Raw genomic sequence first — 13,821 nt, 5'->3', positions numbered from 1 at the left:
CGCCGGCCCCGGCCCGTCGCCGGGGCTGCGCCGGCCGGGGTGGCTGTTCGGGTACAGCGGCAAAGCAGTCCTTGTATTCGAATATATGTTCGAATAACATGGCCAGCATGAACAATGCATCAGAGCCGGGCCCCGAAGTCCGCCAGACGGCCGCATTCCACCAGACAGCCGGTTTCCACCAGACGGCCGGTTTCCATCAGACTGCCGCTCCTCTCAAGGCAGCTGGCGCCGTAGATACCACCGGCGTCCTCAAGGCCATGAGCCCGGGTGTGGTGGATTTCCTCTTCCGGCGCCTGGTCGCGGGGGAGGCCGCCGAAGACGTCCAGTGGCATCGTGAAGGGACGGCCCTGTCCGCCCAGGCGCCCGGCGCCGAACTGGCCCGCCGGCTCGCCGAGACCGACCTCGAGGCGCTCACCCCTACGGAGCTGTTCCACTACGTCCGTGCCGCGCAGCGGCTCTCGGCCTGGGCTGAGGCGTTGCGCGAGGAGGCTGTGAGCCGCTACTGCGCCGTTCCCCCGGGGCGTCCCGGAACCCCGGCAGACGCGGCGCGGGAGGGCTGAATTTGACGCGCATCACTCCGTCGCCATTGTCCTAACAAGCCACGGACAAGGTAACGTTTTTCCTATGGCTGACTCTGACATTCGCTCTTACACGTTTGGAACCCTTGTGACCGCCATGGTCACTCCGTTCACCAACGACGGTGAGGTCGACTATCAGCAGTCCGCAGAGCTGGCCAACAAGCTCGTCGACGACGGCAACGACGCCCTCGTAATCTCCGGCACCACGGGTGAGACCTCGACGCTGGAAGATGACGAAAAGGAAAAGCTGTTTCGCGTCATCGTCGAGGCCGTGGGGGACCGGGCCAAGGTCATCGCCGGCACCGGCACCAACCACACCTCGCACTCGATCGAGATGGCCAAGCGGGCCGCCAAGGCCGGCGCGCACGGCCAGCTGATCGTCACCCCCTACTACAACAAGCCGAGCCAGGCCGGGATCCAGGCCCACATCGAGGCCGTCGCCGACGCCGCGGACCTGCCCGTCATGGTCTACGACATCCCGGGCCGTGCCGGTGTGCCGATCCTGCCCGAGACCATGATCCGGCTCGCGGACCACCCCCGCGTCATCGCCCTCAAGGACGCCAAGGCCGACTTCGCCGCGGTCACGCGCGTGATGGCGAACACCGAACTGGATGTCTACTCCGGAGACGACGGGCTGACCCTGCCGTGGATGGCGGCCGGCGCCGTCGGGCTGGTCAGCGTCTCGGCGCACGTGGCCACCAAGCAGTTCCGTGCGATGATCGATGCCGCACTTGCAGGCGATTTTGCCACCGCCCGCACCATACATTTCGAACTGGACCCAGTGGTCCGTGCAGTGATGACCCATATCCAGGGTGCTGTTGCTGCGAAGCAAGTTCTTAAGTGGCAGGGAGTCCTGCCCAACTCGGTTGTCCGTTTGCCCCTCGTGGAGCCGGGCGAAGCCGAGATCGAAACGATCCGCGAGGACTTGGCGGAAGCAGGACTCGTCTTCTCCTGATCCGGCCCTGCCTGATCGAACAGAAGATCCCTCCTGCTCCGCCTGGAAAGTAGTGCACTATGACCCAAACCGCCCTTCCCGGCCTTGTCACGCCGCCGAAACTGCCCAAGAACACCCTGCGGATCGTTCCGCTTGGCGGCCTCGGGGAGATTGGCCGCAACATGACTGTCTTCGAAATCGACGGCAAGCTGCTCATCGTTGACTGCGGCGTCCTCTTCCCGGAAGAGACCCAGCCCGGCGTTGACCTGATCCTGCCCGATTTCTCCTACATCGAGAACCGCATGGACGACATCGTCGCCGTCATCCTCACGCACGGCCACGAGGACCACATTGGTGCCGTCCCGTACCTGCTGCGCCTGCGCAACGACATCCCCATCGTCGGCTCGCAGTTGACGCTGGCCCTGATCGAGGCGAAGCTCCTGGAACACCGGATCAAGCCGAACACCCAGATCGTGAGTGAGGGCCAGGTCCAGAAGCTCGGGCCCTTCGAGTGCGAATTCGTAGCCGTCAACCACTCGATCCCGGACGCCCTCGCCGTCTTCCTGCGCACCTCCGGCGGCACCGTGCTGCACACAGGCGACTTCAAGATGGACCAGCTTCCCCTCGACGGCCGGATCACCGACCTGCGCCACTTCGCCAAGCTCGGCGAAGAAGGCGTGGATCTGTTCATGTCCGACTCCACGAACGCCGACGTCCCCGGCTTCACCACCGCGGAAAAGGAAATCGGCCCCACGCTGGACCGGCTCTTCGGCCAGGCGTCCAAGCGCATCATCGTGGCGTCGTTCTCCTCGCACGTGCACCGCGTCCAGCAGGTCCTCGACGCCGCCGCGAACCACAACCGCAAGGTGGCCTTCGTCGGCCGCTCCATGGTCCGCAACATGGCCATCGCCGCCAAGCTCGGCTACCTCGAGGTGCCGGCGGGCATCCTCGTCGACATCAAGAACATCGACAACCTGCCGGATAACCGCGTGGTCCTGATGTCCACCGGCTCCCAGGGCGAGCCGATGGCGGCGCTGTCCCGCATGGCGAACGGCGACCACCGCGTCATCGTCGGCCAAGGCGACACCGTGATCCTCGCGTCCAGCCTCATCCCGGGCAACGAAAACGCCGTCTTCCGCATCATCAACGGCCTGCTCAAGCTCGGCGCGGACGTCATCCACAAGGGCAACGCCAAGGTACACGTCTCCGGCCACGCGGCCGCGGGCGAGCTTCTTTACTGCTACAACATCCTTGAGCCGCTCAACGCGATGCCGGTGCACGGCGAGACGCGCCACCTGATCGCCAACGGCAAGATCGCCCTCGAGTCGGGCGTCCCGGAGGAAAGCATCCTGCTGGCGGACAACGGCACCGTCATCGACCTCCGCGACCACCAGGCCGACGTCGTCGGCCAGGTCGAGGTCGGCTTTGTCTACGTTGACGGCTCCAGCGTCGGCGAAGTCACCGAAGCGGACCTCAAGGACCGCCAGACCCTGGGCGACGAGGGCTTCATCTCGATCATCACGGTCATCCACCGTGCCACCGGCAAGGTGGTCTCCGGGCCGGAGATCCACGCCCGCGGCGTGGCCGAGGACGATTCCGTTTTCGACGAGATCATCCCCAAGATCAACGCCGCACTCGAGGAAGCCGTGCAGAACCGGGACCACACCTCGCAGCAGCTCCAGCAGGTTGTCCGCCGCGTCGTCGGTACCTGGGTCAACCGCAAGCTGCGCCGCAAGCCCATGATCATCCCGGTGGTCCTGGAGGCGTAGGCCCGCGCCCGGCCCGGCAAAAGCACAGCCCGGCAACGAGCACAGCCCACGAGCTGCACCGAAACGGCCCTCCCCGCCGGCACCGCCTTCCCGGCGGGCGCCGCCGGGGAGGGCCGTTTCCGTTGCCAGGAAGCCCCCTGGGTGCGGTGGCGGCGGGGAAACCAGCCGCCCGGGCGGTTCAACATGATCCCCGCCTGCCCCGGAAATCCGCGGTTTTCCGCCCGACGTCCGGTACCGTTGCGGGTATGGCGACACGCACCTCCTCCGCGCCTAGAGGCAACTCCAGCGGCAACTCACGCGGCAATTCAAAGAGCACCACCGGCGGCTCTGCAGGCCGGGGCTCGGGCGCAGCTGCGTCCAAGACCAGCCGTCCGCAGGGAACCGCGCGCACCCGGCAGCTTGCCGCCGTCGAACCGCGGCAGCCATGGCTGGTGCGGATTGTGGCCGGGGCCTGGCTGGGGGTAGGCCATGTGGTGGGCGCCGGTATCCGCCGGATCGGCCACGATGTCAGCGACCTCGACCCGGCCGACCGCCGCGACGGCGCCGCCCTGTTCAACCTCGCGCTCGGCGTCTTCATTGCCACCTTCGCCTGGTGGGGCTTCCAAGGCTGGCTCCCGGACCTGGTCTTCGGAGTCGTCAACGGCACCTTCGGCTGGATGTCCCTGCTGCTGCCGCTGATGCTCTTCGTCTGCGCCTTCCGGCTGTTTCGCCAGCCGGTCGACGGCCGCGGCAACAATCGGATCGGCATCGGCTTCCTCATCATGACCTTCGCCGGCAGCGGCCTGGCGCACATCATCGGCGGCCAGCCGACCGTCGCCGACGGCTTCGACGGGCTCCGCCGCGCAGGCGGCATGCTCGGCTACCTCGCCGCCGCCCCGCTGGCGACCATCCACGCCGCCGTGCCGGTCGCGCTCTACAGCCTGCTGGCCTTCACCTCGCTGCTCATCGTCACGGCCACACCTTTCGGCGCCATCCCGTCCCGGCTGCGCGGCGCCTACGAGCACCTGATGGGCATCGACCTGCAGGACTACCCGGACGAAGCCGGGAACGACGCCCACGACCGCAGCTACCTGTACGAGAACGACGCCCCCGCACCCGAGAAGAAGCGCAAGCGCCTGTTCGGCAAGGACGACGACGGCGACGCCCGGCTGGAAGGCTACGTCGGCGACGAAGCCTTCGAACACGCCGTCGTCGACGACGACGAAACGACCGCAGGCGCCGCCGGCACAAAGGCAGGCGGCAAGGCCGCCAAGGCCGTGGCGCCCGGCGTCCGGCGGCCCACACAGGCCGAAATCGCCGTCGAAAAGATCAAGGCGGCCCAGGGCCTTGGCAGCACCGCGGCCGGCGCCGCGCCGGAGAACGCCACCGAGGCGATCCCGCTCGTCACCCCCGGCATGGTCGCCGCCGGATCCCTGAACCCCTCCCCGAACGCCGGCGCCGCCGCTCCCAAGGTCCCCGCGAACCCGGTTGCCCCGGCGCCGCCGCCCACCCCGATCCCGCAGCGCACCGAACAGCTCTCGCTCGCCGGCGACGTCACCTACACGCTGCCGGCGTCGGACATGCTCACCCCCGGCTCCATCCCCAAGGAACGCACCGAGGCCAACGACGCGATCGTCGCCTCGCTGACCGAGACGCTCACCCAGTTCAACGTCGATGCCCAGGTCACCGGATTCAGCCGCGGACCCACCGTGACCCGCTACGAAATCGAACTGTCCCCGGGCACCAAGGTGGAACGCGTCACCGCCCTGTCCAAGAACATCTCCTACGCCGTCGCGAGCTCGGACGTGCGCATCCTGAGCCCCATCCCGGGCAAGTCGGCCATCGGCATCGAGATCCCCAACACGGACCGCGAGACGGTGTCGCTCGGCGACGTGCTGCGCAGCCAGAACGCGCGCCGTACGGACCACCCCATGGTCATGGGCGTCGGCAAGGACGTCGAGGGCGGCTACGTCGTCGCCAACCTCGCGAAGATGCCGCACCTGCTCGTGGCCGGCGCCACCGGTGCCGGCAAGTCCTCGTTCGTTAACTCGATGATCACCTCGATCCTGATGCGCGCCACCCCGGACGAGGTCCGCATGGTCATGGTGGACCCCAAGCGGGTGGAGCTGACCGCCTACGAGGGCGTCCCGCACCTGATCACCCCGATCATCACCAACCCCAAGAAGGCCGCCGAGGCGCTGCAATGGGTGGTCCGAGAAATGGACGCCCGCTACGACGACCTCGCCAACTACGGCTTCAAGCACATCGACGACTTCAACAAAGCGGTCCGGGCCGGAAAGGTCCACCCGCCGGAGGGCTCCAAGCGCGTCATCCGCCCGTACCCGTACCTGCTGGTGATCGTGGACGAACTCGCCGACCTCATGATGGTGGCCCCGCGCGACGTCGAAGACTCCATCGTGCGCATCACCCAGCTCGCCCGCGCCGCCGGCATCCACCTGGTGCTCGCCACGCAGCGGCCCTCCGTCGACGTCGTCACCGGCCTGATCAAGGCCAACGTCCCGTCCCGCATGGCCTTCGCCACCTCCTCCGTGACCGACTCCCGCGTGGTCCTGGACCAGCCCGGCGCCGAGAAGCTGATCGGCCAGGGCGACGCGCTCTTCCTGCCGATGGGTGCCTCCAAGGCGATGCGCGTGCAGGGCGCCTGGGTGACCGAATCCGAAATCCATAAGGTAGTCGAACACGTCAAGGGCCAGCTCAAGGCCGTCTACCGGGACGACGTTGCCCCTGAGGCGCAGAAGAAGCAGATCGACGACGACATCGGAGACGACCTCGAGGTCCTGCTGCAGGCCACCGAGCTCGTCGTCACCACGCAGTTCGGCTCGACGTCGATGCTGCAGCGCAAGCTCCGGGTCGGCTTCGCCAAGGCCGGCCGCCTGATGGACCTGCTGGAGTCCAGGGGAGTGGTGGGCCCCTCAGAGGGCTCCAAGGCCCGCGACGTCCTGGTCAAGCCGGACGACCTTGCCGCGGTCCTGGCCGCCATGAAGGGCCAGGACGGCCCGGTCGCCCCCGATTCGCAGACGGCCGCGCTGAGCGAGAACGCAAACGCCAACATCGCCCAGGGCGGCTACGCGGAGGACCTGGTGGCCGCCGACCTGGACAACCGCACCCAGAGCGTCGACTACTACGACGGCGCCGACGGCCCCGGCGACGACGACGAGGGTTCCGAGGACGCCTGGTCGCTGACCGGACGGTAGCCGGCGGCGAGACGGTAGCCTAGGAAGGTGACTAGCGCCGAAACCAACGCCGGGTCCGCCCCGCGGATCTGGAACCTGCCCAACATCCTCACGATGCTGCGGATCGCGCTGGTGCCGTTTTTCGTCTGGTTCCTCCTCGCCGATGCCCCGGGCCTGGACGCGCAGAACGGCGCGTGGCGCTGGGCCGCCGTCGTCGTCTTCGCGGTGGCGATCTACACTGACAAGCTCGACGGCGACATCGCGCGCAGCCGCGGGCTAATCACCGACTTCGGCAAGATCGCGGACCCGATCGCGGACAAACTGCTGATCGGCTCGGCCCTGGTGATGCTTTCCCTGCTCGGCGAACTGCCCTGGTGGGTCACGGTCCTGATCCTCGTCCGCGAGTGGGGCGTCACGGCGCTGCGCTTCTTCGTGATCCGCTACGGCGTGATCCCGGCATCCCGCGGCGGCAAGCTCAAGACCGTGGTGCAGACCGCGGCGATCTTCCTGTACGTGATGCCGCTGGCCTCGATTGCGCCGTGGCTGGGATTCCTGGCCTTCGCGGTCATGATGGCCGCCCTGGCGATCACGGTCTGGACCGGCGCCGAATATGTCGTTGAAGCCCTCAAGCTGCGCGCCAGCGGCATCCGGGCCAAAAAGCAGCACGTCCAGGAGGGGACGCCATGAGCAATCCGCAGCCAAACGCCCACCCGGGGCTGCACCCGAATCTGCACCGGCTCGCCGAGCAGGCTGTGGCCCGCGCCATTGAGCGCGGGCTGACCGTGGCCACGGCTGAGTCGCTCACCGCCGGAATGGTGGCCGCCGTGCTGGCCGATACCCCCGGTGCGTCCGGCATGCTGCAGGGCGGTGTGGTCGCCTATGCGAACTCGGTCAAGGCCAGCATCCTGGGCGTGTCCCGCGAACTCCTCGACGCCGCCGGGTCGGTGGACGGTCAGGTTGCCGCGGCGATGGCCGCCGGTGCGCGCACCGCGTGCGGTACCGACGTCGCCGTGGCCACCACCGGGGTGGCGGGCCCGGAGGCGCACGACGGCAAGGATGTGGGAACCGTTTTCATCGGACTCGCCACGGCAGAAGGCGCGACGTCGTTCGCGTACCACTTCGAGGGGAGCCGCCAGGAGATCCGGGCGCTGGCGTGCGGCGCCGCCCTGGAGCGCCTGCTCGAAGCCCTATCGCCGGCAAGCTACCGCGGGTAAAGTTGCCGGGAACAAAAGTTGATTCCGAATAGTTGTTACATTGTGTCGCCCCCGAATAAGGGTGGCGCCTAGGATGAAATCATCACAACGTTCGCACTAAACCGCGAACAACACATACGAGGGAGCAAGGCGATACAGATGGTAAAGCAGCCCGTATCCGTAAACGGCGTTGTCCGCTGGAAGGATGTGGGCCTCGCCGATCAGGCAAAGAGCGAACAGAAGGAGCGCAAGATGGTTGTACTTCGTCACGAAATCGGTGATGTCCTGCGCGATGTCCGCCAACGCCAAGGCCGTACCCTCCGCGAAGTCTCGCACAGTGCCCGTGTATCCCTGGGCTACCTGAGTGAAGTGGAACGCGGCCAGAAGGAAGCCTCCTCGGAGCTGCTCTCCTCGATCTGCTCGGCCCTCGACGTCCCGTTGTCCAGCATGCTCCGCGAAGTCAGCGACCGCGTCGCCGTGGCCGAGGGCGTAGCGGTACCGGACACCGTGCCCCAGGAATTTGCGCAGCGCTACGGCCGTGACCTGGACCGTGAACTCAACACCGAGCTGAACGACGAGCTGGCCACAGGCCTGCTCTCCGGGGCCCGCTAGCCCCACTCCATTCGATCCAAAGGAAGGTCCCCGGCGGTGTGCCGGGGACCTTTTCCGTGTTCTGGAGCCATATGTTCTGGCCGGTGCTCCTTCGCCGGAGCGGCTTAGAGGCCTTCGTCGCGCGGGAAGCCGTCGCGTTCGTAGGTGGCGTTGAGCTTCGCCATGTAGCCGGCGAAGGCTTCCAGTTCCCCGGCCGGCCACTCTGCCAGCCGTTCGCGGAAGACCTCGCGGCGCGCATCCTGGACCAGGTGCATCTTCTCCTCGCCCTTGGCCGTCAGGCTGATGGCCTGGGCGCGGCCGTCCAGCGGGTCGGCTTCCTTTGATACCAGGCCGAGGCCTTCCAGGAAGGCGACCTGGCGGCTCACCGAGGGCTTGCCGACGCCGATGCAGGAGGCCAGTTCGGTCAGCCGGATGGGCCCCTTGGTCCGAAGGACCGACAGCAGCCCGTAGGCCGCAGGCTCCATCTCGGGGTGGACTTGGCGGGAGAGCTGCTGCGACATGGAACGGGCACGCCGCCACAGCAGGCTCAACTGGCGCTCGACGGCGGCCAGCGCCTCCTCCGCGGCGGGTTCGCCGGTCCCGGAAATTGGCGCCGGATCCGGGGCGGCGTCGCTTGGGTTGCTCATAGCAACCATTCTAGGGTCCGCGCCCGTGAGAGACTTTATCGGTGAGAATCAGCGACTTCTGGCGGCTTATGGACGACGAGTTCGGGGCGGGATATTCCCGGGTCCTCAGCAGCTCCCTGGTGCTGGCGGGTGTGGGCGGACGCACCGCGGACCAGGCGCTTAGCGCGGGCGTACCGCCCAAACAGGTCTGGCTGGCGCTCTGCGATGTCCAGGATGTGCCCGCCGAACGGCGGCTCGGCCGCGACGCTAAGCCGCGCTGACCGGGCCCTCCCCGGCGCCGCTCCGGCACCGGTCCGGCACCGGTCCGGCGCCGGTCGTCGGGCATCGGACGACTGACACGCCGCTGCGATTGTTCGAATATCTGTTCGGGTCGGGCTATGCTTTTTTCAGAGCGTTATCCACATACGCGACGGCGGCGGCAACTTTGTCAGTGGCTGCCACTAGCGTCAGGGATGACATAACAACGGCCGCGACGGCCACTCTCCAGCGAGAAAGTATTAGAGGTGTGAATCATGGCCGCAGCCCCGGATCGCCAGAAGGCGCTCGACGCAGCGCTAGCCCAGATTGACAAGCAGTTCGGCAAGGGCTCCGTCATGCGCCTGGGCGACGAAGTCCGCGCACCCATCGAGGTCATCCCCACCGGCTCCATCGCACTGGACGTGGCCCTCGGAATTGGCGGCCTGCCCCGCGGCCGCGTCGTCGAGATTTACGGCCCTGAGTCCTCCGGTAAGACCACCGTCGCGCTGCACGCCGTGGCCAACGCCCAGCGCCAGGGCGGCATCGCCGCATTCATCGACGCCGAGCACGCCCTCGACCCGGAATACGCCGCCAAGCTCGGTGTGGACACCGACGCGCTGCTCGTCTCCCAGCCGGACACGGGTGAGCAGGCGCTTGAAATCATGGACATGCTGATCGGCTCCGGCTCGCTGGACGTGATCGTCATCGACTCCGTCGCCGCTCTGGTACCCCGCGCCGAAATCGAAGGCGACATGGGCGACAGCCACGTCGGCCTGCAGGCGCGGCTGATGAGCCAGGCGCTGCGTAAGATCACCGGCCGGTTGAGCCAGACCAAGACCACGGCAATCTTCATCAACCAGCTGCGCGAGAAGATCGGCGTGTTCTTCGGCTCCCCGGAAACCACCACCGGCGGTAAGGCGCTGAAGTTCTACGCCTCGATCCGCATCGACGTCCGCCGCATCCAGACCCTCAAGGAGGGCGCGGACTCTGTCGGCAACCGGACCAAGGCGAAGATCGTCAAGAACAAGATGGCTCCGCCCTTCAAGATCGCCGAATTCGATATCATCTACGGCCAGGGCATCTCCCGCGAGGGCGGCATCATCGATATGGGTGTCGAGCACGGCCTGATCAAGAAGTCCGGCTCGTGGTTCACCTACGACGGGGACCAGCTGGGCCAGGGCATGGAGAACTCCCGGCGATTCCTGCGGGACAACCCGGAACTCGCCGCCGAACTCGAGCGCCTGATCAAGGAAAAGCTCGGCGTCGGCGTCAAGGCCGCCGACCCGGAGGAATCACCGAAGCTGAAGGCCGTTGACGGCTTCTAACAGCCGGGCCTCCGCCGCACGACGCCGTAAGGGGTCAGGATTCTCTTCCCGGAATCCTGGCCCCGGCGTCGTTGACGGCCCCGGCGACCCGCACCGGACCGTGCAGCCGGCGCCCGAGCAGGATGCCGACGCTAATCCCGCCGCCGTGGCACGCGCCGTCGTGCTGCGGCAGCTGACCAACTCGCCCAAGAGCCGGCTGCAGCTTTCCCGCAAGCTGGCCGAGCGCAACATCCCGGACGACGTGGCCGAGGCCGTCCTTGACCGCTTCGAAGAGGTCGGCCTCATCGACGACGCCGAGTTCGCCGATATGTGGGTGCGGAGCAGGTCCCAGACGCGGAAGCTGGCCAAGGGCGCCCTGCGCCGGGAGCTGGCTGAGAAGGGCATCGACGAGGAGACCGCTGCCGGCGCCCTCGAACAGCTCAGTGACGAGGACGAGGAAACCGCGGCGCGGGAACTCGTGGAACGCAAGCTGCGCAACGCGAGGGGACTGGAAGACCGTGCCGAGCGGGACAAAACGGTGCGTCGGCTGGCCTCCATGCTCGCGCGAAAGGGCTACCAGCCGTCGCAGGCCTTCCGGATCGTGGGGGAGGTCCTGGACGCTGGCCTCAAAGAGCAGGACGGCGGTGCCTGATGCGAGGCCCTTCGCGGCATCGAAACGAGGCATCCGCGAATACGGCCACGCCGAACCGGTACCCTTAACAGGTGAGTTTGACCATTCCTTCCCCCGCCGCCGGCGGAGCCCCTTATCCGGATGAGACTGCCCCGGCCCGCACCTACCAGGTGCGGACCTTCGGCTGCCAGATGAACGTGCACGACTCCGAGCGGATGTCCGGAATGCTCGAAGCCGCCGGTTACGTCCGCTCCGAAGGCGAACTGGCCGACGTCGTCGTCTTCAACACCTGCGCGGTGCGGGAAAACGCCGACAACAAGCTCTACGGCAACCTCGGCATCCTCCGCCCGGTCAAGGAAGCCAACCCCGGCATGCAGATCGCCGTTGGCGGCTGCCTGGCGCAGAAGGACCGCGAAACCATCCTCAAGAAGGCGCCCTGGGTCGACGCCGTCTTCGGAACGCACAACGTCGGCGCCTTGCCCGCCCTGCTGGACCGCGCACGCCACAATGACGAGGCGCAGCTGGAAATCCTGGAATCGCTCGATGTGTTCCCCTCGACGCTGCCCACCAAGCGTGACTCCGTCTATTCCGGCTGGGTCTCCATCTCGGTCGGCTGCAACAACACCTGCACCTTTTGCATCGTCCCCGCGCTGCGCGGCAAGGAAAAGGACCGCCGGCCCGTCGACATCCTCGCCGAAATCCAGGCCCTCGTCGACGACGGCGCCATCGAAGTCACACTGCTGGGCCAGAACGTGAACTCCTACGGCGTCGAGTTCGGCGACCGGCAGGCGTTCTCCAAGCTGCTGCGCGCCTGCGGCGAGATCTCCGGGCTGGAGCGCGTCCGGTTCACCAGCCCGCACCCGGCCGCCTTCACCGACGACGTCATCGACGCCATGGCCGAGACCCCCAATGTCATGCCGCAACTGCACATGCCGCTGCAGTCCGGCTCGGACAAGGTGCTCCGGGAGATGAAGCGGTCCTACCGTTCCACCAAGTTCCTCGGCATCCTGGACAAGGTCCGGGAGAAGATCCCGCATGCCGCCATCTCCACCGACATCATCGTCGGGTTCCCCGGTGAAACCGAGGAGGACTTCCAGGCCACGCTCGACGTCGTGGAGAAGTCCCGCTTCGCCACCGCCTTCACCTTCCAGTACTCCAAGCGGCCCGGCACGCCTGCCGCGGAACTCCCGGACCAGCTGCCCAAGGCCGTGGTCCAGGAACGCTTCGAACGGCTCACCGCCCTGCAGGACCGGATCGCCGCCGAGGAGAACGCCCGCCAGCTGGGCCGCCGCGTCGAGGTCATGGTGACTGCGCAGTCGGGCCGAAAGGCCGGGGAAACCCACCGCCTCTCCGGCCGCGCCCAGGACCAGCGCCTAGTGCACTTCTCCGTGCCGGACGGCGCCGAAGCACCCCGCCCCGGAGACCTCGTCACGGTGACAATCACCGAGGCCGCGGCGTTCCACCTCGTCGCCGACCCGGCCACTGCCGACGACTACAGCCTGCGCCGCTCACGCGCCGGCGACGCCTGGGACCGGTCCCAGGCCGATTCCTGCGGCGCTCCGGCCGCCGGCAGCGGCTCGGGAGGCACATCCGGCGTTTCGCTGGGCATGCCGAGCCTCCCGGTCCGCGGCCGCTAACCCCGTGCCCGCCCCCGCCCCTTACGACGGCCCCGACCCTGCCGGCGCCCCCGACGATTCCGCGGCACCGGGAAACTCCGGCGCCGCGGAACCGACACCGCCGGTCATCGCCGTCGTCGGGCCCACCGGCTCCGGAAAGTCGGATCTGGCTGTCTCGCTGGCACTGGCCCTCGACGGCGAGGTCGTCAACGCCGACGCCATGCAGTTCTACCGCGGCATGGACATCGGTACGGCCAAGATCACCGCCGCCGAACGCCGGGGAGTGCCGCACCACCTGCTGGACATCCTCGATGTGACCGAGGAGGCCAGTGTCTCGGACTTCCAGCAGCAGGCGAGGGCCGTGATTGCGGACATCCACGCCCGGGGCAAACGGGCCATCCTCGCCGGCGGCTCAGGCTTATACGTCCGCGCCGCCCTGGACGTGCTCGAATTCCCCGGAACCGACCCCGCCATCCGGCGCCGCCTGGAAGCGGAGGAAGCAGCGGCCGGCCTCGCGCCGCTGCGTACCCGGCTGGAACTCGTGGATCCGATCTCGGCCGGGCGGCTGGGTGATGCCCGCCGCGTCATCCGGGCACTGGAGGTCTTCGAACTGACCGGGCGGCCCTTCAGCTCCTTCATGCCCACGCGCGAGTACTTCCAGCCGGCCGTGCAGATCGGGCTCCAGGTGGACCGCGAACAGCTGCGGGCACGCCTAGCCGCCCGGGTCCACGCGATGGTGCAGCAGGGGCTGCTGGCGGAGGTCCGGCGCCTCGACGCCGAAGGGCTGCGCCGCGGCAAGACCGCCTCGCGGGCACTGGGCTACGCGCAGTTCCTGAAAGTCGTCGACGGCGCGGCGGACCAGGAGCAGGCCGCCGAAGAGACCATTGTCGCGACCCGGCAGTTCGCCCGGCGCCAGCTCACCTGGTTCCGCGCCGACCCCCGGATCAACTGGCTTGACTGGCAGGACCCCGGACTGCTGGCGAAGGCCGCTGCGCTCTCCCGCTGAAGATCTCCCGCTGAAGATCTCCCGCTGAAGATCTCCCGCTGAAGCCACCGCCAAAGATCCATCGCTACGGATCCCGGCGCTGCGGCTTTTGACGGGGTGGCCGGTGTCACGGTTCCGTCCCGGCCTGGCCGGAACGGTAACC

Annotated in this window: 13 protein-coding genes; 12 read left to right on the top strand and 1 reads right to left on the bottom strand. The window is 67.7% G+C overall.

Annotated features, from left to right (window positions below):
- The first annotated feature begins 107 nt into the window (after window positions 1–107).
- The 7 genes from AC1DH3_RS16160 (at window position 108) to AC1DH3_RS16130 (ending at window position 8,259) form a co-directional block, all read left to right on the top strand.
- Window positions 108–560, top strand: a complete 453-nt coding sequence (locus AC1DH3_RS16160; RefSeq protein ID WP_441419396.1) for a hypothetical protein — start codon at window positions 108–110, stop codon at window positions 558–560.
- A 64-nt stretch (window positions 561–624) separates the two neighbouring features.
- A complete protein-coding gene (dapA, locus tag AC1DH3_RS16155; RefSeq protein ID WP_441419397.1) occupies window positions 625–1,533 on the top strand; it encodes a 4-hydroxy-tetrahydrodipicolinate synthase in 909 nt (302 codons plus the stop codon).
- A gap of 59 nt (window positions 1,534–1,592) precedes the next feature.
- Window positions 1,593–3,281, top strand: a complete 1,689-nt coding sequence (locus tag AC1DH3_RS16150) for a ribonuclease J (RefSeq protein WP_476893593.1) — start codon at window positions 1,593–1,595, stop codon at window positions 3,279–3,281.
- A 245-nt stretch (window positions 3,282–3,526) separates the two neighbouring features.
- Entirely contained in the window at window positions 3,527–6,475 is a 2,949-nt protein-coding gene (locus AC1DH3_RS16145; protein WP_476909754.1) for an FtsK/SpoIIIE family DNA translocase, read from the top strand.
- A gap of 27 nt (window positions 6,476–6,502) precedes the next feature.
- Complete coding sequence (gene pgsA, locus AC1DH3_RS16140) at window positions 6,503–7,141, top strand: CDP-diacylglycerol--glycerol-3-phosphate 3-phosphatidyltransferase (protein WP_476909753.1); 639 nt, start codon at window positions 6,503–6,505, stop codon at window positions 7,139–7,141.
- A complete protein-coding gene (locus tag AC1DH3_RS16135; protein ID WP_476909752.1) occupies window positions 7,138–7,668 on the top strand; it encodes a CinA family protein in 531 nt (176 codons plus the stop codon). The genes pgsA and AC1DH3_RS16135 overlap by 4 nt, the downstream gene beginning before the upstream one ends.
- Before the next feature lie 138 nt (window positions 7,669–7,806).
- On the top strand, window positions 7,807–8,259 hold the full coding sequence (locus AC1DH3_RS16130) for a helix-turn-helix domain-containing protein (protein ID WP_138769747.1): 453 nt from the start codon (window positions 7,807–7,809) through the stop codon (window positions 8,257–8,259).
- Window positions 8,260–8,363: 104 nt separating this feature from the next.
- Here the strand turns inward: AC1DH3_RS16130 and AC1DH3_RS16125 are convergent, their stop codons facing one another.
- Window positions 8,364–8,885, bottom strand: coding sequence for a MarR family winged helix-turn-helix transcriptional regulator (locus AC1DH3_RS16125; RefSeq protein ID WP_441419401.1), 522 nt, complete (start codon window positions 8,883–8,885; stop codon window positions 8,364–8,366).
- A 41-nt stretch (window positions 8,886–8,926) separates the two neighbouring features.
- Here AC1DH3_RS16125 and AC1DH3_RS16120 point away from each other — a divergent pair, with 41 nt between their 5' ends.
- The 5 genes from AC1DH3_RS16120 to miaA all read left to right on the top strand — a co-directional run bounded on the left by AC1DH3_RS16120 (window position 8,927) and on the right by miaA (window position 13,679).
- Entirely contained in the window at window positions 8,927–9,145 is a 219-nt protein-coding gene (locus tag AC1DH3_RS16120; protein ID WP_476909751.1) for a DUF3046 domain-containing protein, read from the top strand.
- Window positions 9,146–9,397: 252 nt separating this feature from the next.
- Complete coding sequence (gene recA / locus AC1DH3_RS16115; protein ID WP_138769744.1) at window positions 9,398–10,447, top strand: recombinase RecA; 1,050 nt, start codon at window positions 9,398–9,400, stop codon at window positions 10,445–10,447.
- Window positions 10,448–10,592: 145 nt separating this feature from the next.
- Window positions 10,593–11,078: a regulatory protein RecX gene (locus AC1DH3_RS16110; protein WP_476909750.1), complete on the top strand. Its 486-nt coding sequence runs from the start codon at window positions 10,593–10,595 to the stop codon at window positions 11,076–11,078.
- 71 nt (window positions 11,079–11,149) lie between these two features.
- Window positions 11,150–12,694: a tRNA (N6-isopentenyl adenosine(37)-C2)-methylthiotransferase MiaB gene (gene miaB, locus AC1DH3_RS16105; protein ID WP_476893590.1), complete on the top strand. Its 1,545-nt coding sequence runs from the start codon at window positions 11,150–11,152 to the stop codon at window positions 12,692–12,694.
- A 106-nt stretch (window positions 12,695–12,800) separates the two neighbouring features.
- Window positions 12,801–13,679 (top strand): tRNA (adenosine(37)-N6)-dimethylallyltransferase MiaA, encoded by an 879-nt coding sequence (gene miaA / locus AC1DH3_RS16100; RefSeq protein ID WP_476909773.1) that lies wholly within the window; start codon window positions 12,801–12,803, stop codon window positions 13,677–13,679.
- The last annotated feature ends 142 nt before the right edge of the window (window positions 13,680–13,821 follow it).

The sequence above is a fragment of the Arthrobacter sp. 05L428 genome (genome assembly GCF_056397665.1).
This window is presented reverse-complemented; position numbering and strand designations above follow the sequence as displayed.